The organism is Gammaproteobacteria bacterium (assembly GCA_028817225.1).
Taxonomy (GTDB): domain Bacteria; phylum Pseudomonadota; class Gammaproteobacteria; order Poriferisulfidales; family Oxydemutatoraceae; genus Oxydemutator.
Genome location: JAPPQC010000011.1, coordinates 59,521 through 83,279 on the forward strand (window position 1 = coordinate 59,521; position 23,759 = coordinate 83,279).

The 23,759-nt window shown below is 64.6% G+C and carries 21 protein-coding genes, 4 tRNA genes and 1 other RNA gene; 3 read left to right on the forward strand and 23 right to left on the reverse strand.

Annotation, left to right across the window (positions count from 1 at the left end):
• Window positions 1-13: 13 nt before the first annotated feature.
• From dnaQ to OXU50_01285, 7 genes are read right to left on the reverse strand one after another with little or no spacing between them, the layout of a single operon-like run.
• Complete coding sequence (gene dnaQ / locus OXU50_01255; GenBank protein MDD9868520.1) at window positions 14-736, reverse strand: DNA polymerase III subunit epsilon; 723 nt, start codon at window positions 734-736, stop codon at window positions 14-16.
• Window positions 737-1,177, reverse strand: coding sequence for a ribonuclease HI (gene rnhA / locus OXU50_01260; GenBank protein MDD9868521.1), 441 nt, complete (start codon window positions 1,175-1,177; stop codon window positions 737-739).
• Window positions 1,158-1,967: a methyltransferase domain-containing protein gene (locus tag OXU50_01265; GenBank protein MDD9868522.1), complete on the reverse strand. Its 810-nt coding sequence runs from the start codon at window positions 1,965-1,967 to the stop codon at window positions 1,158-1,160. Before OXU50_01265 ends, rnhA begins: the two co-directional genes overlap by 20 nt.
• 14 nt (window positions 1,968-1,981) lie before the next feature.
• Entirely contained in the window at window positions 1,982-3,622 is a 1,641-nt protein-coding gene (locus tag OXU50_01270) for an ABC transporter ATP-binding protein (GenBank protein MDD9868523.1), read from the reverse strand.
• Window positions 3,607-5,013, reverse strand: coding sequence for an ABC transporter permease (locus tag OXU50_01275; GenBank protein ID MDD9868524.1), 1,407 nt, complete (start codon window positions 5,011-5,013; stop codon window positions 3,607-3,609). Before OXU50_01275 ends, OXU50_01270 begins: the two co-directional genes overlap by 16 nt.
• Window positions 5,013-5,990, reverse strand: coding sequence for an ABC transporter permease (locus OXU50_01280; protein MDD9868525.1), 978 nt, complete (start codon window positions 5,988-5,990; stop codon window positions 5,013-5,015). Before OXU50_01280 ends, OXU50_01275 begins: the two co-directional genes overlap by 1 nt.
• On the reverse strand, window positions 5,987-8,152 hold the full coding sequence (locus tag OXU50_01285) for an ABC transporter substrate-binding protein (GenBank protein MDD9868526.1): 2,166 nt from the start codon (window positions 8,150-8,152) through the stop codon (window positions 5,987-5,989). Before OXU50_01285 ends, OXU50_01280 begins: the two co-directional genes overlap by 4 nt.
• Before the next feature lie 83 nt (window positions 8,153-8,235).
• On the opposite strand from OXU50_01285, the gene OXU50_01290 reads away from it, so the two are divergent.
• Both OXU50_01290 and OXU50_01295 read left to right on the forward strand, forming a co-directional pair.
• A complete protein-coding gene (locus OXU50_01290) occupies window positions 8,236-8,466 on the forward strand; it encodes a hypothetical protein (GenBank protein ID MDD9868527.1) in 231 nt (76 codons plus the stop codon).
• Window positions 8,467-8,489: 23 nt separating this feature from the next.
• Window positions 8,490-9,293 (forward strand): enoyl-ACP reductase, encoded by an 804-nt coding sequence (locus OXU50_01295; protein ID MDD9868528.1) that lies wholly within the window; start codon window positions 8,490-8,492, stop codon window positions 9,291-9,293.
• Window positions 9,294-9,332: 39 nt separating this feature from the next.
• Here OXU50_01295 and OXU50_01300 read toward each other — a convergent pair whose 3' ends face one another.
• From OXU50_01300 to OXU50_01350, 11 genes are all read right to left on the reverse strand, one after another.
• Window positions 9,333-10,592, reverse strand: coding sequence for a dicarboxylate/amino acid:cation symporter (locus tag OXU50_01300; GenBank protein ID MDD9868529.1), 1,260 nt, complete (start codon window positions 10,590-10,592; stop codon window positions 9,333-9,335).
• A 49-nt stretch (window positions 10,593-10,641) separates the two neighbouring features.
• Entirely contained in the window at window positions 10,642-12,528 is a 1,887-nt protein-coding gene (locus OXU50_01305; protein ID MDD9868530.1) for a SurA N-terminal domain-containing protein, read from the reverse strand.
• Between the two features lie 106 nt (window positions 12,529-12,634).
• A tRNA-Asp gene (locus OXU50_01310) sits at window positions 12,635-12,711 on the reverse strand.
• A 10-nt stretch (window positions 12,712-12,721) separates the two neighbouring features.
• Window positions 12,722-12,794: transfer RNA gene (locus OXU50_01315), tRNA-Val, on the reverse strand.
• Window positions 12,795-12,810: 16 nt separating this feature from the next.
• Window positions 12,811-13,110 (reverse strand): HU family DNA-binding protein, encoded by a 300-nt coding sequence (locus OXU50_01320; GenBank protein MDD9868531.1) that lies wholly within the window; start codon window positions 13,108-13,110, stop codon window positions 12,811-12,813.
• A 173-nt stretch (window positions 13,111-13,283) separates the two neighbouring features.
• Window positions 13,284-15,740: an endopeptidase La gene (gene lon, locus OXU50_01325; GenBank protein ID MDD9868532.1), complete on the reverse strand. Its 2,457-nt coding sequence runs from the start codon at window positions 15,738-15,740 to the stop codon at window positions 13,284-13,286.
• 83 nt (window positions 15,741-15,823) lie between these two features.
• Window positions 15,824-17,083, reverse strand: a complete 1,260-nt coding sequence (gene clpX / locus OXU50_01330; GenBank protein ID MDD9868533.1) for an ATP-dependent Clp protease ATP-binding subunit ClpX — start codon at window positions 17,081-17,083, stop codon at window positions 15,824-15,826.
• 55 nt (window positions 17,084-17,138) lie between these two features.
• Entirely contained in the window at window positions 17,139-17,720 is a 582-nt protein-coding gene (clpP, locus tag OXU50_01335) for an ATP-dependent Clp endopeptidase proteolytic subunit ClpP (GenBank protein ID MDD9868534.1), read from the reverse strand.
• A gap of 13 nt (window positions 17,721-17,733) precedes the next feature.
• Window positions 17,734-19,134 (reverse strand): trigger factor, encoded by a 1,401-nt coding sequence (locus OXU50_01340; protein MDD9868535.1) that lies wholly within the window; start codon window positions 19,132-19,134, stop codon window positions 17,734-17,736.
• Window positions 19,135-19,228: 94 nt separating this feature from the next.
• A tRNA-Leu gene (locus OXU50_01345) sits at window positions 19,229-19,319 on the reverse strand.
• A 36-nt stretch (window positions 19,320-19,355) separates the two neighbouring features.
• Complete coding sequence (locus OXU50_01350; GenBank protein ID MDD9868536.1) at window positions 19,356-19,670, reverse strand: hypothetical protein; 315 nt, start codon at window positions 19,668-19,670, stop codon at window positions 19,356-19,358.
• Window positions 19,671-19,745: 75 nt separating this feature from the next.
• Between OXU50_01350 and rnpB the strand changes: the two genes are divergently transcribed.
• An RNA gene (gene rnpB, locus OXU50_01355) (RNase P RNA component class A) lies at window positions 19,746-20,098 on the forward strand.
• Window positions 20,099-20,318: 220 nt separating this feature from the next.
• Here rnpB and OXU50_01360 read toward each other — a convergent pair.
• From OXU50_01360 to OXU50_01380, 5 genes are all read right to left on the reverse strand, one after another.
• Window positions 20,319-21,134: a glycosyltransferase gene (locus tag OXU50_01360; protein ID MDD9868537.1), complete on the reverse strand. Its 816-nt coding sequence runs from the start codon at window positions 21,132-21,134 to the stop codon at window positions 20,319-20,321.
• Window positions 21,135-21,230: 96 nt separating this feature from the next.
• Window positions 21,231-22,040 carry a glycosyltransferase gene (locus OXU50_01365; protein ID MDD9868538.1) on the reverse strand — a complete coding sequence of 270 codons (810 nt, stop codon included), beginning with the start codon at window positions 22,038-22,040 and terminating at the stop codon, window positions 21,231-21,233.
• 22 nt (window positions 22,041-22,062) lie between these two features.
• Window positions 22,063-22,155: transfer RNA gene (locus OXU50_01370), tRNA-Ser, on the reverse strand.
• 47 nt (window positions 22,156-22,202) lie between these two features.
• Window positions 22,203-22,439, reverse strand: a complete 237-nt coding sequence (gene csrA, locus OXU50_01375) for a carbon storage regulator CsrA (GenBank protein ID MDD9868539.1) — start codon at window positions 22,437-22,439, stop codon at window positions 22,203-22,205.
• 77 nt (window positions 22,440-22,516) lie between these two features.
• Window positions 22,517-23,746, reverse strand: coding sequence for an aspartate kinase (locus tag OXU50_01380; protein ID MDD9868540.1), 1,230 nt, complete (start codon window positions 23,744-23,746; stop codon window positions 22,517-22,519).
• Window positions 23,747-23,759 lie beyond the last annotated feature (13 nt).

A 23,759-nucleotide genomic window follows, 5' to 3' on the forward strand; every position in this document is an offset into this window, starting at 1 on the left:
AAATGCAAAGTTATCAGTTTTTGGGCCAAATACAACCCTTGCGCGATTCGCGCTCCAGTCTGTCGAGAAACTTCCCGTGCCGCGCGGTCTCGCCGGGGCTGGCCGGAATGACCGGCAGGCCGCCGGCCTGCGCGCCGCCGAGACCGGCCAGTTGCGGCAGGTTTTCGTCCCCGGAGGCGCCGTGCGCCTGGATAAACATCGCCGTCTGCCCGCCGGTCATCGCCAGATAGATTCTGGCGAGCAGGTCGGCGTCCACCAGCGCGCCGTGGTGCTCGTCCCTCGACGAGCGGTCAATCGAGAAACGGTCGCTCAGCGCGTCAATGCTGTTTTGCAGGCCCGGAAACTCGTTGCGCGCCAGCGCCAGCGAGTCGCACACCTTGCAGTTGGTCTGCTCGACAAAGCCTGGCAGGCCGAGCCGCTCCATTTCGGCGTCCAGAAAGGCGAGGTCGAATTCGGCGTTGTGGATAATCACCTCGGCGCCGCGCACAAACTCGCAAAGGTGCTCGCGGATTTCCCCGAAGCGCGGCTTGTCGGCCAGAAACGCATCGCTCAGCCCGTGCACCTCCAGCGCGCGCGGGTCGCTCTTGCGCCCGGGATTGACATAGCGGTGGAATTGCTCGCCGGTCAGCGTGCGCCCGACCAGTTCAAGGCAGGCGATTTCAACGATGCGGTGGCCGGCGCCCGGCTCCAGCCCCGTGGTTTCGGTGTCGAGAACGATTTGGCGCGCGTTGTCCACTCATGCCCCCCCGGGAATATTCCGCTTCGCCAACTGATCCACGCGCTCGTTCTGCGGGTGCCCGCTGTGGCCGCGCACCCAGCGCCAGTCAATGTCGAAACGCTGCGTCAGCCGGTCGAGTTCCTGCCACAAATCCATGTTCTTGACGGGCTTTTTGTCGGAGGTCTTCCAGCCGTTTTTCTTCCAGCGCGCAAGCCACTGCTCAACGCCGTTTTTCACATACTGCGAATCGGTGACGACGCGCAGCGGGCAGCGCCGCCGCACCGCCGACAGCGCGCCGATGGCGGCCTGCAACTCCATCCGGTTGTTGGTCGTGTCCATCTCGCCGCCGCTGACCACCTTCTCGCGCCCCTGGTAAATCAGGATTGCGGCCCAGCCTCCCGGCCCCGGATTGCGCGAGCAGGCGCCGTCAATGTAGATGTCAAGGCGCGCCTCGGGCATTTTTCTCCCCTCCGTGCGAAAGACGCGGCGCGCTGCGTTCAAATGTCGTCGGCTGCACGCTTTTGCCCGCCAGCACCTTGCCGGGCGACCACGAGCCGGCGACCGGGACGACCCGCGACAGGCGCTTGACCGCGAGCAGCGCGAACAACGCGCCGCTGAACGGCAGAACCCGCCGGCACAGCCGCGACGCCCGCCGCCCCGCGCGCTTTTTCGAGAACGAAAAAGGGAACGCGAAATAGCGCGTTTTCTCGACATCAAAGCCGAGCACCGAAAGCCATTCCCTGACGCGCAGCGCCGGGTAGAAACGCCCGCCCCACGGCGGCGCCAGGCGCGGCTTGAACCATTTCAGCAGGCCGTGGACGCCGAGCGGGTTGAAGCCGACGACAATCAGCCGCCCTTCCGGAATCAGCGTGCGGTCCACTTCGCGCAGGAATTCGTGGGGGTCGGTGCAGAACTCCAGAACATGGTGCGCGACGACGAGGTCGAGGCTGCCGGAGTCAATCGGCAGCCGCGAAAAATCCCCCACCACCTGGCTGTCCGCCTGGCGCGCGCAACTGATCGCGAAATGCGAGTGAATGAGGCCGTTGTCGAGCCACCGGCGCCCGGACTCGAACGAGCGGATGTCGAGCGCGAAATAGCCGACCGCCTGCTCCACCCAGTCCGCCACGACGGCCTCGGTGTCCTCCAGCAGTTTGCCGCCGTAGTCCTCGTGGTACCACGGCGACAGCAGCGGCGACACCTGCGGCAGCGTCAGGTGCAGGGCGTCGTGTTTGTGAAAGAGTCCCATCATGCCGTGCCCGCCTATTATGCGGCAAAAGCGGGCAGCGCGGGCACCGCCGACAGCAATTCCCTCGTGTAACGGTGGCCCGGCGCGTCCAGCAGCGGCTCGGTTTGCCCCTGCTCGACGATGCGCCCGCGGTACACCACGGCCACTTCGTGCGCCATGTAGGCCACCACCGAGATGTCGTGCGTGATGAACAGATAACTCAGGCCGAGGTCGGCCTGCAACCGCAGGAACAGGTCGAGAATGCGCGCCTGCACCGAGACATCGAGCGCGCTGGTCGGCTCGTCCCAGATGATCAACTCCGGCTCCACCGCGAGCGCCCGCGCGATGCAGATGCGCTGGCGCTGGCCGCCGGAAAACTGGTGCGGGTGGCGGTGCATGCAATCGGGCGACAGGCCGACCTGCGCCAGCAGCGCCGCCACCCGTTCGCGCAGCGCGCCGCCGCGCGCGGCGTGGCGCGCGCGCAAGCCCTCGCCGACCAGTTGCTCGACCTGCATTTTCGGATTCAGCGACGAGAACGGATCCTGAAAGACGATTTGCGCGCGGCGCCTGAGCCGTTGCCAGGCGTTGCCGGCGCCGCGCGCGGCGCCGCCCGGCTGCTCAAGGCGCAGTTCGCCCGCGGTCGGCTCGACCAAGCCGAGCAGCGCGCGCGCAATCGTCGTCTTGCCGCTGCCGGATTCGCCGACCAGCGCCAGCGTGCGCCCGCGCCGCAGCGCGAACGAAACGCCGTCCACGGCCTTGATGTGGCCGACGGTGCGCTTGAACACGCCCTTCCTGACCGGAAAATGAACCGCGAGATTACGCACCTCGGCCAGTGGTTCGCCGCCTTGCGGCGGCGGCAGGCGCGCGCCGTCAAACAGCGACAGGCCGCGCTTGTCGCGCCCCGGCAGCATCGTGCACAGGCGGCGGCTGTAGTCGTGGCGCGCGCGGCTGAAAAATTCGCCGGCGCCGGCCTGCTCCAGAATCTCGCCGTCGCGCATCACCGCGATGCGCCCGGCGATGGACGAGACCACCGACAGGTCGTGCGAGATGAACAGCATCGCCATGCCGCGGTCGGCTTGCAGTTTTTTCAGCAGGTCGAGCACCTGCGCCTGTATCGTGACATCGAGCGCGGTCGTCGGTTCGTCGGCAATCAGCAACTCGGGCTCGCCGGCGAGCGCCGCCGCGATCATCACCCGCTGTTTCATGCCGCCCGACAACTCGTGCGGGTGGGAGGCGAACACGCGCTCGGCGTCGTCAATGCCGACCTCGCCCAGCAGTTGCAGCGCCGTGCGCCGCGCGTCGCGCCCGCGCGCGCCGCGGTGCAGGCCGAGCGCCTCGGTCAACTGGCGGCCCGCCGTCAGCACCGGGTTCAGCGAGGTCATCGGCTCCTGGAAGATCATGCCGATGCTGCCGCCGCGCACCTCGCGCATCGCCATCTCGGGGCGCCTCAGCAGATTCCGGCCGTGCAGCCGCACCGCGCCGCCGCGCACGCGCAGGCCGTCGGGCAGCAGGCGCAGGATGGACAGCGCCGTCAGCGACTTGCCGGAACCCGACTCGCCGAGCAGCGCGAAACTTTCGCCGGGGCCGATGTCGAACGCGATGTCCCGCAGCAGCGTCTCGCGCCGCCCCGGCGCCGCCGTCTCGACGCGCAAACCGCGCACGCTCAGGAGCGGTTCCATTCGCTCCTCGGATCGAACGCGTTGCGGACGCCGTCGGCGAACAGGTTGGCGCACAGCACCAGCCCGAAAAGAAACACCATGGCGGCGAGCAGCGGCCACCACACCGCCGGCTCGCGCGCCATCTCAAGGCGCGCGCTGTTGATCATGTTGCCCCAACTGTGCATCGTCGGGTCAACGCCGATGTTGACATACGACAGCACCGCCTCGGCCAGCACCAGGCCGCTGAAGTCGAGGGCGACGGTGATGACGACGATGTGCATCACATTCGGCAGGACATGGCGCAGCAGTATCAGCGGGCGGGCGACGCCGAGCGCGCGCGCCGCGTCAATGTAGTCCATTTCCCTGACTTTCAGCGTTTCGGCGCGCAGCAGCCGGCACAGCCCGGTCCAACTGGTAATCCCCAGGATGGCGCACAGAAACAGCAGCCGCGTGTCGGCGCGCGTCACCAGGTCGTTGAAGCGGTCGCCGTGCTGGTCCATGTACAGTTGCAGCATCAGCACCATCGCCGCCACCAGCAGCACGCCCGGAATCGAGTTCAGCGTCGTGTAGAGATACTGGATGACATCGTCCACCCATCCCAGGAAATAACCGGCGCAGACGCCGAGCGCCAGCGCGAAGGGCAGCATGATCAGCGTCGTCAGCGTGCCAATCAGAAAGCCGGTGCGCACGCTCTTGAGCGCCTGGTACAGCACATCGCCGCCGATCTTGTCGGTGCCGAGCACATGGTATTCGCGGCCAATCCCGACGACGATAAAAATCGCGACCACAATCAGCGCGACGGTAATAGCGACGGCGCGCAGCGGCAGGCCGCCGGTGGTGTTGCAGACGACGGCGCGCATCGCCGCCGGCGCGCGCCGCGGCCCGGCCACCGCGAGGCACAGCAGCGCCAGCAATGCGGCGCACGACAGCAGCCCGGCGAGGCCCCACACGGCGGCGCGCCAGGCGATGTCCGCCGCCGCCCGGCCCGGGTCCGCCAGCGCGGCGCCGCCGTGCTCCAGGCGCGGATAGACATGCCGGCGCACGCCGTCCTCCTCGACCATTTCCTTGACATAGGCGTGCACCGCCAGCGGCCCGGAATAGGTCTTCTCGAAACGCTCGCCGAGCGGCGACACCAGCCGGTCAAACACGCTGACGACCTCGTTGGAATAGACGGCCTCGCCGTTCCTTGCGGTTTCGGCGGTCTCGATGAGCGGCCTGAAATGCAGCGAGTCGAGCAGCGCGACGGCGAAGTAGAACGCGATGACCGTCAGCGACACCATCGCCGAGCGGTCGCGCGCCAGTTTGCGCCAGGCGGCTTGCAGGTGCGGCCTTCTCGACACATAAAACGCATAGAGCGCCGTCAGCGCAATCAACGCGAAGAAGAAGGCGTCGGTCAGCAGCACCACCGGCATCAGTTCAGCCTCACCCGCGGATCGACAAAAGTGTAGGAAATGTCGGTCAGCAGCAAACCGGCGATGTACAGCACCGAGCCGAGAAAAACCATCGAGCGCACAATGGAAAAGTCCTGGCGCGCAATCGCGTCTATCGTGTAACTGCCGAGGCCGGGAATGCCGAAGAAAGACTCGATAATCAGGCTGCCCATGAACAGCAGCGGCAATATGACGACGACGCCGGTCAGAATCGGTATCAGCGCGTTCGGCAGGATGTGGCGGAACAGAATCGCGAATTCACCCACCCCCCTGGCGCGCGCGGTGCGGACATAATCCTTGCCCGCCTCCTCGAGAAAAATCGTCCGGTACCAGCGGCTGCCGGCGCCGATGCCGGAGACGACGCCGATGACGACCGGCAGCAGCACGAAGCGAAACGCCGACCAGCCGCCGTCGTAACCCGATATCGGCACCAGTTTCAGCAACTTGCCGACCGCATACTGGCCGCCGATGATGTAGAACAGCCCGGACACGGACATCAGCACGATGCACAGCATCACCGACCAGAAATCCACATAGGTCGCGCGGAAGAAGACCATGACCAGCGCGAAGGTGATGTTGACGAGAATGCCGATCAGCAGCGTCGGCACCGCGATGGCGAGGCTCGGCCACATGCGCTGGCGGATGTCGTAGCCGATGTCCCTGCCGCTGTCGGAGCGCCCGAAGTCAAACACGAACAGGCGCAGCGACTCGTCGAAGAAAATCGTGTCGGACAGACGCGACCCGCCCGGCGCGCCGGCGTTGTAGAACAGCGGGCGGTCGTAGCCGCGGTCGCGCTTCCACAAATCCACCTGCTCCTGCGTCACATGGCGGTGCCCCAGGTGCATGCGCGCGATGTCGTCGGGCGAGTTGACGATGAAGAACAGCGAGAATGTCAGTATGTTGACGCCGACCAGAATCGGCAGCGCATACAGCGCGCGGCGGACGATGTAGGCGATCACAGCACGGTCTCGCGGCGGCGCCTGCGGTAGATTGCGACCGCCGGCATCAGGAACAGCGCCAGCGCGCCGGCGAGAACGGCGACCGGGCCGGTGCGCGGGCGGTTCCATTCGTCGCGCAGGCGGGCGCGCCGCGCGCTGTCGAGCTTCAGGTACTTCAGGCCGTTGTGCGCCATCAGGTTCGGCTTGGCGTTGGCGAGCCATTCGTGGTGCAGCACGAAGGACTTGGGGTGAAAGCCCCAGATCCACGGCGCGTCGCGGCGCAGCACCTCGTTCATCTCGTCAATCAACTCCAGGCGGCGCGGCGTGTTCGGCAGACTGCGCATCTCCTCAAACAGCCGGTCAAAACGCGGGTTGCGGTAATTCGCGGCGTTTTCGCCCTGGTGCGCCACTTTCGAGTTCGGCCCGTAGAGCAGGAAAAAAAAGTTCTCCGGGTCGGGGTAGTCGGCGTTCCAGCCGAGCCGGAAAATCTGCGCGTTGCCTTCCCGCATTTTGTCCTGAAAGCGGTTCCAGTCGGTGTTGCGCATGACCAGTTGAAGATCGAGTTTCGCGAACTGCTTTCGCACCCAGTTAAGCCACGACTTGGCGTCGGGGCCGATGCCGGTCGCGTCGAAGTAGAGCACCAGCGGCTTGCCGGTCTCGCGGTCCATGCCGTCCTTGTAGCCGGCCTCGGCGAGCAGGCGGCGCGCCTCGGCCAGCGGCTTGCGCACGGCGCGCCCGCCGCGCCAGTCATAGACGCGGCGGTTGACGCCGGCCTCGCCGTCGCGGTGGCCGAAGATGCCCGGCGGCAGCGGCCCCTGCGCCGGGATGCCGCGCCCGTTCTGGAAGATCGAGATGAACTCGCCGGTGTCCATCGCAATGGACAGGGCGAGGCGCAGTTTGCGCGCGCGCTCGCTGTCGCCGCCGACGACGGGGTCGAGCATGTTGAAGCCGGTGTAGTAGATCGAGGTCGAGTAGGCGACCGACAGCCGGATGCCGCGCGCGCGCATGCCTTCGGTCAGTTCAAACTCGCCGCCCTGCCCCAACTGCACCGCCTGGTCGAAACTGTCGGAACTGATGCCGGCGCGGTCGTAGTAACCCTGCAGAAACTTGTTCCAGTAGGGAATATTCTCCTTCTCCAGGCTGTAGATGACCTTGTCGATGAACGGCAGCCTGGCGCCGGCGTCTTTCAGCAGGCCGCGCGCGGCGTCGCCGTCCTCGCCTTCAAGCGGGTAGTGGTCGGCGCGGAAGTTGGGGTTGCGCTCCAGCACCATCCGCAGGTTCGGGTTGTTCTCGGTCAGCATGTAGGCGCCGGTGCCGACCGGGTACCAGTCGAGCGTCAGGTTGCGCTCCTCAAAGCCGGGCTGGCTGTGAAAAGCGTCGGCCTCCCACGGCATCGGCGCAAAGAAGGGCATCGCCAGCCAGTAGATGAACTGCGGGTAACCGGCGCGCACCATGACCCGGTAGCGGTGCGGCCCGAGCACCGTGACGCCCTCCATGTCAAACGCGCGCAAATCCAGCCACGCGCCCGGCGCGAGCGTCTTTCTCGCCTCGGTCAGGCGCGCGCGCAAATCGGCGAAACCGACAAGGTGGCGGGCGAGGATGCCGGCAATCGGCGAGTGCACGGCGGGGTCGGCGAGGCGCTTGATCTGGTAGGCGTAGTCGGCGGCGCGCAGTTCGCGGCTGCCGGTCTCGGCGAAGTCCGACAGTTCGTGCACATCGTCCAGTTGCGCCTCGGTGACGGGCCGGTAACGGTAGCCGCCGCCCGCCTTGCGCGCGAAGGCCGGGTGCGGCTGGTAGCGGATGCCGGGCCGTATCTCAATGTCGTAGGCGGTGGTGGCGACGGCGCCGTCGTCGCGCGTGACGCGCCCGCCGGCGTCGAAGTGCGTCACCCGCGGCATCACCGCCGCCGTCAGCGGCTGCAATTCATACGGGCGTTTCAGGTAGTGGTAGTGCAGCACCGGCTCAACGACCTGCCCCAGCACCGCGTACTCGTTGGAACTGTAGGAGCGCGCCGGATCAAAATGCTTGGGGCGCTCGGAAAACCCCGAATACAGGATGTCGCCGTCGGCGGCGCCGGCGTAGGGGTTGTTCCACGCGCCTTCGCCGCAGCCCGCCAGCGACAGCGCCGCCGCGGCAACGACGCAGACCCGGCAGATTCGGCAGATTCGGAGAGGGGCGGTCATTGCCGCCCATTATATGCGCCGCGTGCGCGCCGCGCACACCGGCGGGCGGACGGCCCCGCTTCTGCTATGATAGGCCGCGAAAAATGGAACTGCAGGACATCGTCGGCGCCGGCGCCGTCGTCTTCTATAACCGGGAAACCGACATCCTGGTGGCGTGGGACGGCGGCATTGAATTCCCGGTCTATGCCGGAAAATTCAACGGCGACTACGACCGGATTGACACTTTTTACAAGGATGTGCATTCGGTCGCCGCCGCCGCCAAGGCCGCCGAAATGTGGTTCCGGGAACACGCAACCTTCAACCCCGGCCCGTGAGGCCGCTGCCAGGAGAAACCTTGATGAAACTGCTGGACGGAAAACGCGCGCTGATCACCGGCGTCGCCGGTAACCGCTCGATCGCGTGGGGCATCGCGCAGGCGATGCGGCGCGAAGGCGCCGAACTGGCCTTCACCTTTCAGAACGAGCGGCTGCGCGGGCGCGTCGAGGAACTCGCCGCGCAATGCGGCGCCGGCATCACGCTGCCGTGCGATGTGCAGAACGACGCCGAAATCACCGCGCTGTTCGCGGCGCTCGGCGAACGCTGGCCGCAACTGGACATCCTGGTGCATTCCATCGCCTACGCGCCGCGCGAGGAACTCGGCGGCGACTATGTCGGCAACGCCAGCCGCGCCGGCTTCACGACGGCGCACGAGACCAGTTGCTACAGCCTGACGGCGCTGGCGGCGGGCGCCAGGCCGCTGATGCAATCCGGCGGCGCGGTGCTGACGCTGACCTACTACGGCGCCGAGAAAGTCGTGCCGAACTACAATGTGATGGGGCTTGCCAAGGCGAGCCTCGAGGCCAATGTTCGCTATCTCGCCGACTGCCTCGGGCCGCAGGGCACGCGCGTTAACGCGATTTCGGCGGGGCCGATCAAGACGCTGGCCGCCTCCGGCATCGGCGATTTCCGCAAGATGCTGGAGCATGTCGAGCGCACCGCGCCGCTCCGCAGGAATGTCTCGATAGACGAGGTCGGCAACGCCGCGGCTTTTCTGTGCTCGGACTGCGCCAGCGGCGTCACCGGCGAAATCCTGCATGTGGACGCCGGCTACAACCTCATCGGCATGAGCGCCGGCCCGCAATCGCCCGCAGGCGGGCGTTAGACCGACAATCGCCGCCGGGGCGCCGCCCGCAGGCGGGCGTCAGACCAGCAGTTTTTCCTTCTCGCTGCGCGCGACGACGCCGGTGGCGCAGGCGTCGCTGTACACATTGACGCTGGTGCGGCACATGTCGAGCACGCGGTCCACCGCGAGTATCAGCGCGATGGCCTCGACCGGCAGGCCGACGGCGGCCAGAATCAGCGTGATGGCGACGAGGCTCGCGGCGGGCACGCCAGCGACGCCGACCGAGGTCAGCAGCGCCAGCATCACGACGATGAACTGCGTCGCAATGTCCAGTTCAACGCCGTACACCTGGGCGATGAATATGACGGCGACGCACTCGTAGAGCGCGGTGCCGTCCATGTTGACGGTCGCCCCCAGCGGCAGCACAAAGCCGCTGACGCGGTTCGAGGCGCCGACGCGGTCGCGGGCGCACTCCATCGTGACCGGCAGCGTCGAGGACGAAGACGCGGTCGAGAACGCCATCAGCACGGCGGGCAGCATCGCCTTGACATAGGCGACCGGGGAAATCCCCGCGGCGAAGCGCAGAATCAGCGGCAGCACGACGAAAAAGTGCACCGCGAGCGCCGACAGCACGGTGATGAAAAACAGCAGCAGAATCTTGAACACATCCAGCCCGGAAGACATCACCACCTTGCCGACCAGCGCGAACACGCCGATGGGCGCGAATTTGATGACCCACAGCGTGATTTTCATCATGACCCGGTACATCGCCTCCCAGAAATCCACCATCGGCGACGCGAATTCCTCGCGCACCTTGGCCGTGAAGTAGCCGAACAGCACCGCGAAGAAAATCACCGCGAGAAACTGGCCCTCGGCGGCGGCCTGGAACACATTGACCGGAATCATCCGCAGAAACACGCCGACGAGGTCGCCGAAGCCGCGCCCGCCGACTTTCTCCATGACCTCGGACGCATCGGTTGACAGGCCGAGGCTCTCCGGGTCGCCGGTGAAAAAGGCGCCGGGCTGAATCAGGTTGACCAGCGTCAGGCCGGTGACAATCGAGAACAGGCTGGTGGCGAGATAATAGACGAAGGTCTTGGCGCCGAGGCGCCCGAAGCCGTGGTCGCCTGCGACCGACGCGACGCCGGAGACGATGGACGCGAACACCAGCGGAATGACGATCATCCTGAGCGCGTTCATGAACATCTGGCCGAAAAAGCCCATGATGTCGTAGAGCCGCACGCCGAACAGCATGGTTTCGGTCGTCGTCGGCAGCCCGACGACGACGGCCAGAATCAATGCAATCAGGATTTGCCAGTGCAGGGGGATTTTTTTCATGTCGGCGCTCCGGTGCGGTTTCGGTTTCGGTTCCGGTTTCAGTTTCAGTTTACAGGGATTCGGTCAACTTCTGCAATTCGTCGGGATGCAGCCTGACCTCGAACACATCGCGCAGGCTTTCCAGCACGGCCTGCGTCTCGCGCCCGGCGAACGAGAGGGACTCCGGCTCCAGTTCGTCGCCTTCACGCACCGCCGACAACTCGACGATGACCGGCTCGCCGCCGTCCTGCGCGGCGACATAAACCGGCGGCCCGGCAACCGGCGCATCCGTCACAAAGGCGGTTTTGACGACATCGGCGGGCAATTCGCTGTCGTAGCGGTTGATGTAGCCGGCGTCCACAATCTCAAACACGCCGTCGCCCGCCAACTGGTCCAGCGTCTTGCCGCCCGTTCTCAGCTGGTTCAGCCATTCCTGGTGGCGCTTGCGCGCCGTCTCCGCGGCGCGGCGAGCGACCAGCGTCGCGACGACATCCTCCCTGACGGCGTCAAACGCCAGTTGCGTCGAAGGCTGCCGCTCGGCGACGGAGAAAAACAGCGCGTGGCCGCGATCCACCTCGACCAGCCCGCTGTTCAGTTCCTCGCCGGCCAGCAGGCGCGTCAGCGCGACCTGCCTGGCTCTCGGCCAGGCGAGCAGCCCCTCCTCCTTGTCGGCGTCAAGCCACGGCGTCACCTCGACGGGAATACCCGGGTACGCCCGGGCCATAATCCGGAAAAACAACTCGCCCTGTTCGTAGGAAATGCGGTTGATGTCGGTTACGAGGCCGGCGTATTGCTGCTCGGCGCGCTCGTACTTCAGCGACTCCTCCAGTTCCTCGCGCACCTCGTCAAACGTTTTTTCCTCGCGCGGCGTGATTTCGGCAAGTTGAAAAATCTGATAGCCGAATTCGCCCTCGACCGGCTCGCTGACCTCCCCTTCGGCGAGGCCGAAGACGGCGGCGCGGACGGCCTCGTCGGTGACCTCGTCCTCCGACATCGGCGGCAATTCACCGCCGGATTCGGCGGTCAGCGTGTCGTCGGAGTATTCCTTCGCCAACCCGGCGAAATCGGCGCCTTCGGCGATTCTGCCGGTGATCTCATCCAGGCGCGCGGCCATCCCCCCTTCGTCGCGCTGCTCGCCGGAAACGAGAATGTAGCGGACGCGGCGTTTTTCCGGCGTCGCAAACTCGTCGGCGCGGGTCTCGTAGTATTCCCGGACTTCCTCGTCGCCGACGGCCTCGCCGGAGACCAGGTCGTCCACCTGAATCTCGATGTAGCGAAAGCGCACCTGCAGCGGCGACCGGTATTGCTCCCTGTTCTGCTCGTAATAAGCCTGCGCCTCTTCGTCGCCGACGCCGCCGGGTTCGAGAAAGTTGTCGCTGGCGACGGTCACATAGCGCACCTTCCGCTCCTGGCTGAACAACTTCTCGTACTGTTCCCGCTCGCTCTTGAGAACGAAACTCGACTCCCGCACCACCTCAAGAAACTGGGAGCGCTTCAGTTGGCGGCGGTAGTTGTTCTCAAAGGCGGTCTTCGGAATGCGCTGCGATTGCAGGAACAGCGTGTACTGGCGCGGGTCGAAACGGCCGTCGCTCTGAAACTGGGGCAATTCGGCAATCATTTTCGCCAGCGTCGAATCCGCCACCTCGTAGCGGTAGCGGTCCGCCGCCTGGGTCAGCAGTTCCTGCCCGAGGCGGTCGCTGATGACCTGCGACAGAATGGCGTTGTCCGGCGGCATCGCCGCGCCCTGCGACCCGGCCTCGATGTCGCGCTTGCGCTGCGCGAAATTGCTGGCGATCTGGGCGCTGCTGATCTCGACATCGCCGATGGAAAGCGCCGTCGGCGCGTCGCTCCACCCGAAATACTGCTGAATGCCCCACAGCGCGAAAGGTATCGCAATCAGCGTCACGATGGTGTAGGCAATCCAGCCGGTCGCCTTTTCCCTGATTTTCAGAAGCATCTTTGATAACGCGAGACAAATTCCGCGGAAAAAACAATGGGGGCGGTGCGACCGCCCCCATTACAGGATCAATTACCGGCCGTTGCCACGGAAACCGCGAAACCGGTGGCGGAGTGGACGGGACTCGAACCCGCGACCCCCGGCGTGACAGGCCGGTATTCTAACCAACTGAACTACCACTCCCGGAACCCGATGGGTGCTGAGGGACTTGAACCCCCGACTTCCGCCTTGTAAGGGCGGTGCTCTACCCGCTGAGCTAAGCACCCCAAACCCGGCGGGGCGTCAGTTCAGCGACTCCTTCAGGCTCTTGCCGGCCTTGAAAGCGGGCACCTTGCTGGCGGCAATCTGAATGCTCTCGCCGGTGCGGGGATTGCGCCCGCTGCGGGCGCTGCGCTGACGGACCAGGAAAGTGCCGAAACCGACGACGGTCACCTGCTCTCCCTTCCTCAGACTGCGGGTGATGCAGCCGACAACGGCGTCCACGGCACGCGATGCATCCGCCTTGGACAAGTCCGCATCGTCCGCGACTGCTTCAATTAACTCAGATTTATTCATTATTCTCTGTTTCTCCTTATTCTGGATAATGAAAGTTACGTTTATGCCGCCGGTTGCTTCCCCCGTTGCCTCGGCGCCGCCTGAAACCAGGCGCCGCCGCACAACGCTTTCCGCTTGCGCAGGCAGTCAAAAGCCCTGCGGCGGGGGCAATTCTACAATAAAAAACGGCCCGCCACCGGATTTGTGCGCTCCGGGGCGCCTCAATGGCGCTGCACTTCCGTTGAACGGCTTGATTTTGTAGGGATTTTTTTCGCCGGGGCGTCGTCCAGCGGCTTGCCCTCGCCGCTGAAATCAGCCGGCGACGGCATCTCGGTCAGCGCCGCCTCCAGCACCTCGTCTATCCAGCGCACCGGGCGGATATCCAGTTTGCTGCGGATATTCGACGGGATTTCCTTCAGGTCTTTCTTGTTCTCCTCCGGAATCAGCACCGTTTGCACGCGGGCGCGCAGCGCCGCCAGCAACTTCTCCTTGAGGCCGCCGATGGCCAGCACCTCGCCGCGCAGCGTAATTTCGCCGGTCATCGCGACATCGGAGCGCACCGGGATTCTCGTCAGCGCCGACGCAATCGCGGTGCACATCGCGACACCGGCGCTCGGGCCGTCCTTCGGCGTGGCGCCTTCGGGCACATGCACATGAATGTCGCGGGTTTCGTAAAAGTCGGGCTGAATGCCGAGCGCGTCGGTGCGGCTTCGCACCACCGTCATCGCGGCGCGCACCGATTCCTGCATGACATCGCCCAACTGCCCGGTGTGGGTCAGTTTGCCCTTGCCGGTCATGATCGCGGCCTCCACCGTCAGCAATTCGCCGCCGACCTCGGTCCACGCCAGGCCGTTGACCTGGCCGATGCGGTCCTCCTCGTCGGCGACGCCGTAGCGGTACTTGCGAACGCCGAGGTATTTCTCGAGCGAACGCGGCTGGATGTGGACGGACTTGGCCGGGCCCTTGTCCCGGTTCATCAGCAGCGACTTCACGACCTTGCGGCAGATTTTCGCGATCTCGCGCTCCAGCCCGCGCACGCCGGCCTCGCGGGTGTAGTAGCGAATGATGCTGCGAATGGCCGCCGGCGAGAAGGCGATTTCCTTGTTGCTGAGGCCGCTGTCTTCGGTCTGCTTCGGTATCAGGTAGCGCGACGCGATATTGAGTTTTTCATCCTCGGTGTAGCCGGGCAGGCGGATGACCTCCATGCGGTCGAGCAGCGGCGGCGGGATGTTCAGACTGTTGGCGGTGCAGACAAACATCACATCGGACAGGTCGAACTCGACCTCGAGGTAGTGGTCGGCGAAGGTGTGGTTCTGCTCCGGGTCGAGCACCTCGAGCAGCGCCGAGGCCGGGTCGCCCCTGAAATCCATCGACATCTTGTCCACCTCGTCGAGCAGAAACAGCGGGTTTCTGACGCCGGCCTTGGACAGGTTCTGAATCAACTTGCCGGGCAGCGCGCCGACATAGGTGCGGCGGTGGCCGCGTATCTCGGCCTCGTCGCGCACCCCGCCGAGGGCCATGCGCGAGAACTTGCGCCCGGTGGCGCGCGCGATGGAGCGGCCCAGCGAGGTCTTGCCGACGCCGGGCGGCCCCGTCAGGCACAGAATCGGGCCCTTGATGGTCTTCGCCCTCTGGTTGACGGCGAGGTATTCGAGAATTCTCTCCTTGACCTTGTCGAGGCCGTAGTGGTCCTCCTCCAGAATCTGCTCGGCGGCGTGCAAATCCTTCTTGATCTTGGACTTCTTCTTCCACGGCAGGCCCACCAGCCAGTCGAGGTAGTTGCGCACGACCGTGGCCTCCGCCGACATCGGCGTCATCATGCTCAGTTTGTTGACCTCGGCCTCGGCCTTCTTGCGAACCTCGGCGGGCATGCCCGCCTTCTTGATCTTGGCGCGGTATTCCTCGGTCTCGTTCGGGACATTGTCGAGTTCGCCCAGTTCCTGCTGCACCGCCTTCATCTGCTCGTTGAGGTAGTACTCGCGCTGGCTTTTCTCCATCTGCTTCTGGACGCGGTTGCGAATCTTCTTCTCGATTTGCAGCACATCGAGTTCCTCGGCCACCAGCGACAGGATGTGCTCAAGCCGCCGGTACTCGTCGGCGATCTCGAGGAGTTTCTGTTTCTCGTCTATTTTCAGCGACATGTGGGCCGCGATTGAGTCCGCCAGCCGGCCCGGATCCTCGATTCCGGCGAGCGATTGCAGCAGCTCCGCCGGCACTTTCTTGTTGAGTTTCACATAGTGCTCAAACTGGCTGAACAGCGAGCGCGACGCGGCCTCGAGTTTCTTGGCGTCTTCCGACGAATACGGCTTCAGCACCTTGAGGTCGCCTTTCAGGTAATCGTCGTCCTCGACAAAGTGCAGCACCCTGGCGCGCAACTCGCCCTCGACCAGCACCTTGATGGTGCCGTCCGGCAGTTTCAGCAGTTGCAGTATCGTCGCCAGCGTGCCGACATGGTAGATGTCGTCGGTGCCGGGGTCCTCGTTCTCCGCCGCCTTCTGGGTCACCAGCATGATTTGCTTGTCGTCGCGCATCGCCGCTTCCAGCGCCCTGACCGACTTCTCGCGCCCGACGAACAGCGGCACCGCCATGTAGGGATAGACGACGACATCGCGCAGCGGCAGAACCGGCACCATTTCGATGACGTCCCCGGCGGCGGTTTCGCGTTGATATTCAGACATTGGATTACCTCGCAAAAAACAACGGTTGTCCCCGTATTATGGGGGCAATTCCGGCCATTGCAATTGCCCGGCCAATTTCGGCGTCAGACGGCCTTTTCCCAGGCGCCCGCGGCGCCCCGGTAGAGGCGGAAAGGCGCGTTCGCGCCCTCGACGACGCTGCTGTCCACCACCACTTTTTCGACATTTTTCGCCGACGGCAGTTCGTACATCGTGTCCAGCAGGATGTTCTCGAGGATGCTGCGCAGGCCGCGCGCGCCGGTTTTCTTCTCCCTCGCCTTGCGCGCCACCGTGCGCAGGGCCTCCTGCTTGAACTCCAGTTCGACCTTTTCCATGCCGAACAGGTAGCGGTACTGCTTGACCAGCGCGCTGCGCGGCTCGGTCAGGATGCGCACCAGCGCGTTCTCGTCGAGTTCCTCAAGCACCGCGGTCACCGCGAGGCGCCCGACGAACTCCGGAATCAGACCGTAGTTGATCAGGTCCTCCGACTCGACCTTCTTCAGAATCCCGGTCAGCACGGCGCCGTCGGCGGCGTCCCTGATTTCCGCCGAGAAGCCGATGCTGCTCTTGTCGGTGCGCCGCCGGATGACCTTTTCAAGGCCGGCGAAAGCGCCGCCGCAAATGAACAGCACATTGGAGGTGTCCACCTGCAGGAATTCCTGGTGCGGGTGCTTGCGCCCGCCCTGCGGCGGCACCGAAGCCACCGTGCCCTCGATCAACTTGAGCAGCGCCTGCTGGACGCCCTCGCCGGAGACATCGCGGGTGATGGACGGGTTGTCCGATTTGCGCGATATTTTGTCTATTTCGTCAATATAGACGATGCCGCGCTGCGCCTTCTCAATGTCGTAGTCGGCCTTCTGCAGCAGTTTCTGGATGATGTTCTCGACATCCTCGCCGACATAGCCGGCCTCGGTCAGCGTCGTCGCATCGGCGATCGTGAAAGGCACATTCAGCAGTTTCGCCAGCGTCTGCGCCAGCAGCGTCTTGCCGGAGCCGGTCGGGCCGATCAGCAGGATGTTGCTCTTGGAAAGTTCGACGCCGGCGCTCTTCTCTTTTTCGCTCAGCAGGCGTTTGTAATGATTATAGACGGCGACCGCGAGGACTTTCTTCGCGTATTCCTGGCCGATGACATACTGGTCGAGTTCGCCCTTGATCTCGCGCGGCTTCAGCAGGTCGCGCCCGTCGTAGAGCGGGCCTTCCCCCATCTCCTCGCGCAGAATCTCGTTGCACAGGTCAATGCACTCGTTGCAGATGAAGACGGACGGCCCCGCAATCAACTTGCGCGCCTCCCGCTGGCTCTTGCCGCAAAAAGAACAATACAGCAGTTTTCCCCGATCCTTGCTCATGACAACCTCCGGCCCGACGCCTCAATAAAACACAAACGGCGCGTTTTGGCAAACATCAGGATTCCCGGTGCAGCAGGATCTTGTCCACAATGCCGTATTCACGGGCTTCCCGCGAATCCATGAAGCGGTCGCGCTCGGTGTCGCCGGCGATGCGCGCGGCGTCCTGCCCGGTGTGCTCGGCCAGGATGCGGTTGACCTGGTCGCGCACCTTCAGGATTTCCTTCGCGTGAATATCCACATCGGTGGCCTGCCCCTGAAAGCCGCCGAGCGGCTGGTGAATCAGGATTTTGGAATGGGGCAGCGCATGGCGCTTGCCGTGCGCGCCGCCGGCCAGCAGCAGCGCGCCCATGCTCGCCGCCTGGCCGATGCACAGCGTGCTGATGTCGGGTTTTGTAAACTGCATCGTGTCGTAGATTGCAAGCCCCGCCGACACCGAGCCGCCGGGGGAATTGATGTACAGCGAAATGTCCTTTTCCGGGTTCTCGGACTCGAGAAAAAGAATCTGGGCGATGACGAGGTTCGCCATGTGGTCCTCGATGGCGCCGACGATGAAGATGACGCGCTCCTTCAGCAGGCGCGAGTAGATGTCATATGAGCGTTCGCCGCGCGAGGTCTGCTCGACGACGATGGGAACCAGGTTCCCTGTGGGTTCACTGTGTTGCATGGCTGGTTTTCTCCGGGCCGGTGTGGACAATTTCATCAAAAGAACAGGTTTTTTCACTGACCTGCGCCGCTTCAAGCACCCGCGCGATGACCTGGTCCTCGACGGCGAGGGCCTCGACCGCGCGGCGCATCCGTTCGTTGCCGCGGTAGTGGTTCTTGACGCTTTCGGGGTCTTCGTACGACGCCGCCAGTTCGTCGAGCCGCGCCTCGAAGGACGCGCGGTCGGCGCGGATGTCGTGCTGCTCGGCGTAGCGGTGCAGCAGCAGGCCGAGGCGCACGCGGCGCAGCGCCTCGTCGCGGAACAGTTCCGCCGGCAGGCGCGCGCCGTCTTCCTCCTTCATCCGGAAGCGGCTCGCCGCCTCCTTGCGCATCGTCGCGATTTCCTGCTCGACCATGACGGCGGGCACATCAAATTCGTTGTGTTCAAGCAGCGCGGCCATCACGCGCTGTTTCAGCAGTTGCGCGAGGCGCGCGCGCAATTCGTTTTCCATGCCTTCGCGCAGCATCGCGCGCAGCCCGTCGAGGCCGCCGGACTTGACGCCGCACGCGCTGAAAAACGCCTCGTCGAGCGCCGGCAGGACAGGTTCCTCGACCGCGTGCACGGCCACTTCGCGCTCCGCCTCGCCGCCGTCGCCGGTCGGCACGCGCACGCGGCGGCGGTCGCCCGCGCACACGCCCGCAAGGTCTTCGTTGAATGCGGACGGGACGCCGGACGCGCCCAGTTCCACCGTGACTTCTTCCGGGCGGTCGGACGGCGCGCCCTGCCCGGCGGCGTCCGCACCAGCGGCGGCGTTCTCACCGGCGCCGCCAACACCCTCTCCGCCGCCGCCGGCGTCTTCGCCGCCACCGGCGCTGTCGCCGGCGCCGCCTTCACCGGCGCGGCCAAAATTCAGCGTCAGGCGGTCGCCGGCGCGCGCCGGGCGTGAAACCGTCTTCCAGTCGGCGCGGTTTTTGCGGACGCGCTCGACCATCTGCTCCACATCCGCCGCCGTGACCCCGGCCACCGGCTTTTCAATGACGGCGCTCTCCATCGGCGCCGCCTCAAACTCGGGGTACACCTCGATGCTGGCGGTGAACTCCAGGTCGCGGCCCGGCTCCGCCCGGACTTCCTCAAAACGCGGGTAGCCCGCCGGTTTCAGCAATTCCTTTTGCAGCACCTCGGTGTAATTCGACTGCATCAAGTCGCTCGCGACCTCGCTGAAGACCCTGCCCCCGAAACGCTGCTCGACAATCCGCAGCGGCGCCTTGCCGGGGCGAAAGCCGTCGAGGCGAACGCTCTTGCACAACTTTCGCAGGCGCTTCTCGACCTGCCCGCGCACCTCTTCGGCGGCGACCCGGATGTGCAGTTTGCGCCCGAGAGGCCCCGCCGTTTCAATCGAGAAATCCATCAACAAACCATGGTTCCGCCGCCACAAACCGTTGTTCTGCGCGGCAGAAACGGATTATAACCTTGAACGGCGCCTTCCATCAGCGGCGCGGCGGTGGTGCGAAAGGAGAGATTCGAACTCTCACAGGGAGTAGTTTCCCCACCGGCTCCTAAAGCCGGCGCGTCTGCCGGTTCCGCCACTTTCGCACGCTACGGCCATTATAAAGCCCTTCCGCCGCCGCCTCAGCGCGGCGCCTGCTGCAGGATTCTGGCCTTGTACTGCCGCCAGTTGGCGCCCATCAGGCGCAGGCTTTCGCCGTCGGCGCCGTGGCGGCGGCGGTTCAGGCGGTAGGCGGCGTACGGAATCTTGTAAAAAACAAAGGCCAGAAACATGATGGCGAGGCCGACGCCGGGCTTGTGTTCGTCCAGCAGCGGCACGCCGCCGCGCCACAACAGCACGCCGGCCAGGCACACCGCCGCCGCCAGCGCCACGGTCAGCAGCCGGTTGTAGCGGTCGTGCGAGCGCTTGATTTGCGCCAGATGTTCAATGGTTTCCATCGCCGCCCGGCGCGGAATCGCGGTTGTTTTTCATCATGTCCGGTGCGAATGGTACAACACATGCTATGCTACGCGCGAGTCGGCCAGACGGTCGCTGTGGTTGCACAGAGGAAAGTCCGGGCTCCACAGGGCAGGGCGCCAGGTAACGCCTGGAGGGCGCGAGCCCATGGAAAGTGCCACAGAAAATACACCGCCGCGCCTGCGGGCGCGGTAAGGGTGAAAAGGTGCGGTAAGAGCGCACCGCGCCGGTGGCAACACCGGTGGCAGGGTAAACCCCGCCTGGAGCAAGGTTGAATAGGGAGGCAAGCGCGTTGCGCGGCACACGGCCCGTGTGCGCTTCCGGGTAAACCGCAAGAGGCGCATGGCGACATGCGTCCCAGATGAATGACCGTTCTCGACAGAACCCGGCTTACCGGCCGACTCACTTGAACCGGAGTCCGGTATAATCCGGCAACGACACGGGCGGCGCAAAGCCGCCTGGCTTGAAACCTTGGCCGACAACCTGCACGACGACGGCCTGGCGGGCGGCGCCATCAGCCGCGCCATCCCGGCGCTGGTCGCAAAAAACTGGCTGGTGGTTGACGCAGGCGCCTGACCGCCGGTTTCACCCCTTCCCGCGCCCGGCAACAAGGCAAAACGCCGCCGAAATCAGCCCGCCGCCGGCTCTTGCAGCGCCAGCCGGAAAAGATGCGACAGCAGCGACCGGCCGCTCAGCAGTTGCTCGCGGGTTTTGTCCTTCAGCGCCTTGCCCATGCCGCCGCTGTTGTACAGCGTAAAGCCGAACGGATCGTCCTTCAGCCAGTCGTTGATGTCGTCCACTTCGCGGTAATAGACCTCGCGCTTCGACCAGTTCGGCCCGAATCGGCGGGCCGGAACCGCATAGAATGGATATTTTGGCAGAATGCGGCTGAACATCGCCGGGCCTTTCTCCGCGGCAAACGGCTCCGGAAACATACGCGACAAATAGCGCCTTCGCAGGTATCCCCACTTGCGTCTCGGCCCCCACCACCCGGAACGGCCCAAGGCGTAATCCATCATGGACAAGGCTTCCCCGGGGATGCCGCAACCCCGAACAGAGGCCAGCATGCTGGTATGAATCACGCCCAACCCGCCTTGTTCGTCTTTGTCCGCGCAGATGACAAAATCCGCCCGCTCCAGCGGAGCGGCCAGTTCGTCAATCTCTTTCAACAGAATGAAATCGCAGTCAAGCCACAGGCCGCCGTAGCGGTGCAGCAATGCATATCGTATGTAATCCGCCTTGATATCCAGAAGAATGGGCGCCTTCAACACCACCCACGGAAGATCGAGGAAATCCGTGACGGTGTTTTCATCCAGCAGTTTCAACTCCCACGAGCCCAAACGCCTGCGGATGGTCTCCAGGCACAAGTCCAGCCAGACGGGTTTGGAACAACCGGGAGGGTTCTCCCAGTACATCCACACGGTCTTTTGATACGCCCGCTCCATCGCCGCCGCCCGTGAATTCAAGGCCCGGCAAATCCGGTTGCAGTCAATGCCCGGAAACCTCTTCCGGCCAAAAAGCTTGTTGCGCCGGAAAACAAATCAGCCCGCCGCCGGTTCTTCCAGCGCCAGCCGGAAAAGATGCGACAGCAGCGACCGGCCGCCCAGCAGTTGTTCGCGGGTTTTGTCCTTCAGCGCCTCGCCCATGCCGCCGCTGTTCCACAGGTTAAAGCCGAACGGATCGTCCTTCAGCCAGTCGTTGATGTTGTCCATTTCCCGGTAATAGACCTCGTGTTTCGACCAGTTCGGCCCGAATCTGCGGGCGGGATACGAATGGAATGGATATTTTGGCAGAATGCGTCTGAACATCGCCGGGCCTTTCTCCGCGGCGAACGGCGTCAAAACAGGCGGAAAACACCGCTTGATCAGGTATTTCAGCCTGCGCTTCGGTCTCAACCAGGAACGCCCCAGCGCGCCATCCATCATGGACAAGGCTTCTCCGAGGATGCCGCAACCGCGAACAGAGCCCAGCACGTTGGTATGAATCAGGCCCAACCCGCCTTGTTTGTCTTTGTTCGCGCAGATGACAAAATCCGCCCGCTCCAGCGGAGCGGCCAGTTCGTCAATCTCTTTCAACAGAATGAAATCGCAGTCAAGCCACAGGCCGCCGTAGCGGTGCAGCAATGCATATCGTATGTAATCCGCCTTGATATCCAGAAGAATGGGCGCCTTCAACACCACCCACGGAAGATCGAGGAAATCCGTGACGGTGTTTTCATCCAGCAGTTTCAACTCCCACGAGCCCAAACGCCTGCGGATGGTCTCCAGGCACAAGTCCAGCCAGACGGGTTTGGAACAACCGGGAGGGTTCTCCCAGTACATCCACACGGTCTTTTGCCAGGCCCGTTCCACCGCCACGCGCGGCCTCAGCGACTGGCGGAGAGAGAGGGATTCGAACCCTCGATGAGGCTCATCACCCCATACTCCCTTAGCAGGGGAGCGCCTTCAACCACTCGGCCATCTCTCCGGCGGCAATCACAGCACGGCATTTCCCGCGTCCCGGACCGGGGCGGGTCAGATTCTTTCGGCCTGCGGGGCGGTGTCTTCGGACGCGGCGCCGATGGAAGCCTGCGGGACGGGCGCGGCGCCTTCTTTCCGCATCTTCTCATACACTTCCTCGCGGTGCACCGGCGTCTCCTTCGGCGCGCTGACGCCGACGCGAATCTGGCCGCCGCGCACACCGAGAATGGTGATTGTCACATCGTCACCAATCATCAGGGCTTCTCCCACCCTTCTGGTTAAAATCAACACTTGAAAACCTCTCGTGGTTTGAGCGCCCATTATACCGCAAAACAAAAACGGCCCGCAGAGCAAGCGCTGACAGGCGCTCACAACACACCGCCGCTTTCCAGTTGAAAGGCGTCGTGCAGAACGCGCACCGCGGTTTCCATGTTTTTCTCCTCGAGCACCACCGAAATCTTGATCTCGGAAGTCGAGATCATGCGGATGTCAATTCCCTCGCCGGCGAGCGCGCGAAACATCTTCGACGCCACGCCCGAGTGCGAACGCATGCCGACGCCCACCAGCGAAACCTTGACGATGGAGTCGTCGCCGAGGACGCGCCCGGCGCCGAGCGCGGCCACCGTCTTCTCCAGAATCGCGCTGGCGCGCTCGTAGTCGCGGCGGTGAACGGTGAAGGTGAAATCGGCGGTGCCGTCGCGCGAGCCGACATTCTGGACGATCATGTCCACCTCGATGTTGTCGTCGGCGACCGGCCCCAGTATCCTGGCCGCGACGCCCGGCTTGTCGGGCACGCCGCGCACCGTCAACTGGGCCTCGTCGCGCTGGAACGCAATGCCCGCAATCCCCGGATTTTCCAAGTTATTTTCCTCGTAGGTGATGCGGGTGCCCGGCCCCGGACGGAAGGTCGAGAGCACCCTCAGCGGCACATTATACTTGCCCGCCAGTTCAACCGAGCGTATCTGCAGTATCTTCGAGCCGAGGCTCGCCATCTCGAGCATTTCCTCGAAGGTGATCCGGTCGAGGCGCCGCGCCTTGTTCTCGACGCGCGGGTCGGTCGTATAGACGCCGTCCACATCGCTGTAGATGCGGCACTCGCGCGCGCCGAGCGCGGCGGCGACGGCGACGGCGCTGGTGTCGGAACCGCCGCGCCCGAGCGTCGTGATGTTGCCGCCGCCGTCCACGCCCTGAAAGCCGGCGACGATCACCGCCTTGCCGGCGTCGAGATGGCGGCGAATCGCGCCGTCCTCGATGCCGGTGATGCGCGCGCGGTTCCAGACGCCGTCGGTCAGGATGCGCGCCTGCGCGCCGGTCAGCGAAACCGCGGCGACGCCCTCGCCCGCCAGCGCCATCGCCAGCAGCGCGGCGCTCGCCTGCTCGCCGGTGGCCAGCAGCATGTCGAGTTCGCGGCCCCGGCAGCGCGCATCCACGCGCGCGGCCAGTTCCAGCAGGCGGTCGGTCTCGCCGCTCATCGCCGACAGCACGACGACGACATCGTCGCCGCGCCCGCGGTCCGCCGCGACAATCGAGGCGACATGGCGGATGCGCTCGACCGAACCGACCGACGAGCCGCCGAATTTTTCAACAATCAGGGCCATGATTCATCCGGGC

Coding starts and splice junctions, on each gene's coding strand:
- rnhA (MDD9868521.1), bottom strand. CDS start 1,177: ATGCCCGAGGCGCGCCTTGACATCTACATTGACGGCGCCTGCTCGCGC.
- OXU50_01265 (MDD9868522.1), bottom strand. CDS start 1,967: ATGATGGGACTCTTTCACAAACACGACGCCCTGCACCTGACGCTGCCG.
- OXU50_01270 (MDD9868523.1), bottom strand. CDS start 3,622: ATGGAACCGCTCCTGAGCGTGCGCGGTTTGCGCGTCGAGACGGCGGCG.
- OXU50_01275 (MDD9868524.1), bottom strand. CDS start 5,013: ATGCCGGTGGTGCTGCTGACCGACGCCTTCTTCTTCGCGTTGATTGCG.
- OXU50_01285 (MDD9868526.1), bottom strand. CDS start 8,152: ATGACCGCCCCTCTCCGAATCTGCCGAATCTGCCGGGTCTGCGTCGTT.
- OXU50_01290 (MDD9868527.1), top strand. CDS start 8,236: ATGGAACTGCAGGACATCGTCGGCGCCGGCGCCGTCGTCTTCTATAAC.
- OXU50_01295 (MDD9868528.1), top strand. CDS start 8,490: ATGAAACTGCTGGACGGAAAACGCGCGCTGATCACCGGCGTCGCCGGT.
- OXU50_01300 (MDD9868529.1), bottom strand. CDS start 10,592: ATGAAAAAAATCCCCCTGCACTGGCAAATCCTGATTGCATTGATTCTG.
- OXU50_01305 (MDD9868530.1), bottom strand. CDS start 12,528: ATGCTTCTGAAAATCAGGGAAAAGGCGACCGGCTGGATTGCCTACACC.
- lon (MDD9868532.1), bottom strand. CDS start 15,740: ATGTCTGAATATCAACGCGAAACCGCCGCCGGGGACGTCATCGAAATG.
- clpX (MDD9868533.1), bottom strand. CDS start 17,083: ATGAGCAAGGATCGGGGAAAACTGCTGTATTGTTCTTTTTGCGGCAAG.
- OXU50_01340 (MDD9868535.1), bottom strand. CDS start 19,134: ATGGATTTCTCGATTGAAACGGCGGGGCCTCTCGGGCGCAAACTGCAC.
- OXU50_01350 (MDD9868536.1), bottom strand. CDS start 19,670: ATGGAAACCATTGAACATCTGGCGCAAATCAAGCGCTCGCACGACCGC.
- OXU50_01360 (MDD9868537.1), bottom strand. CDS start 21,134: ATGGAGCGGGCGTATCAAAAGACCGTGTGGATGTACTGGGAGAACCCT.
- OXU50_01380 (MDD9868540.1), bottom strand. CDS start 23,746: ATGGCCCTGATTGTTGAAAAATTCGGCGGCTCGTCGGTCGGTTCGGTC.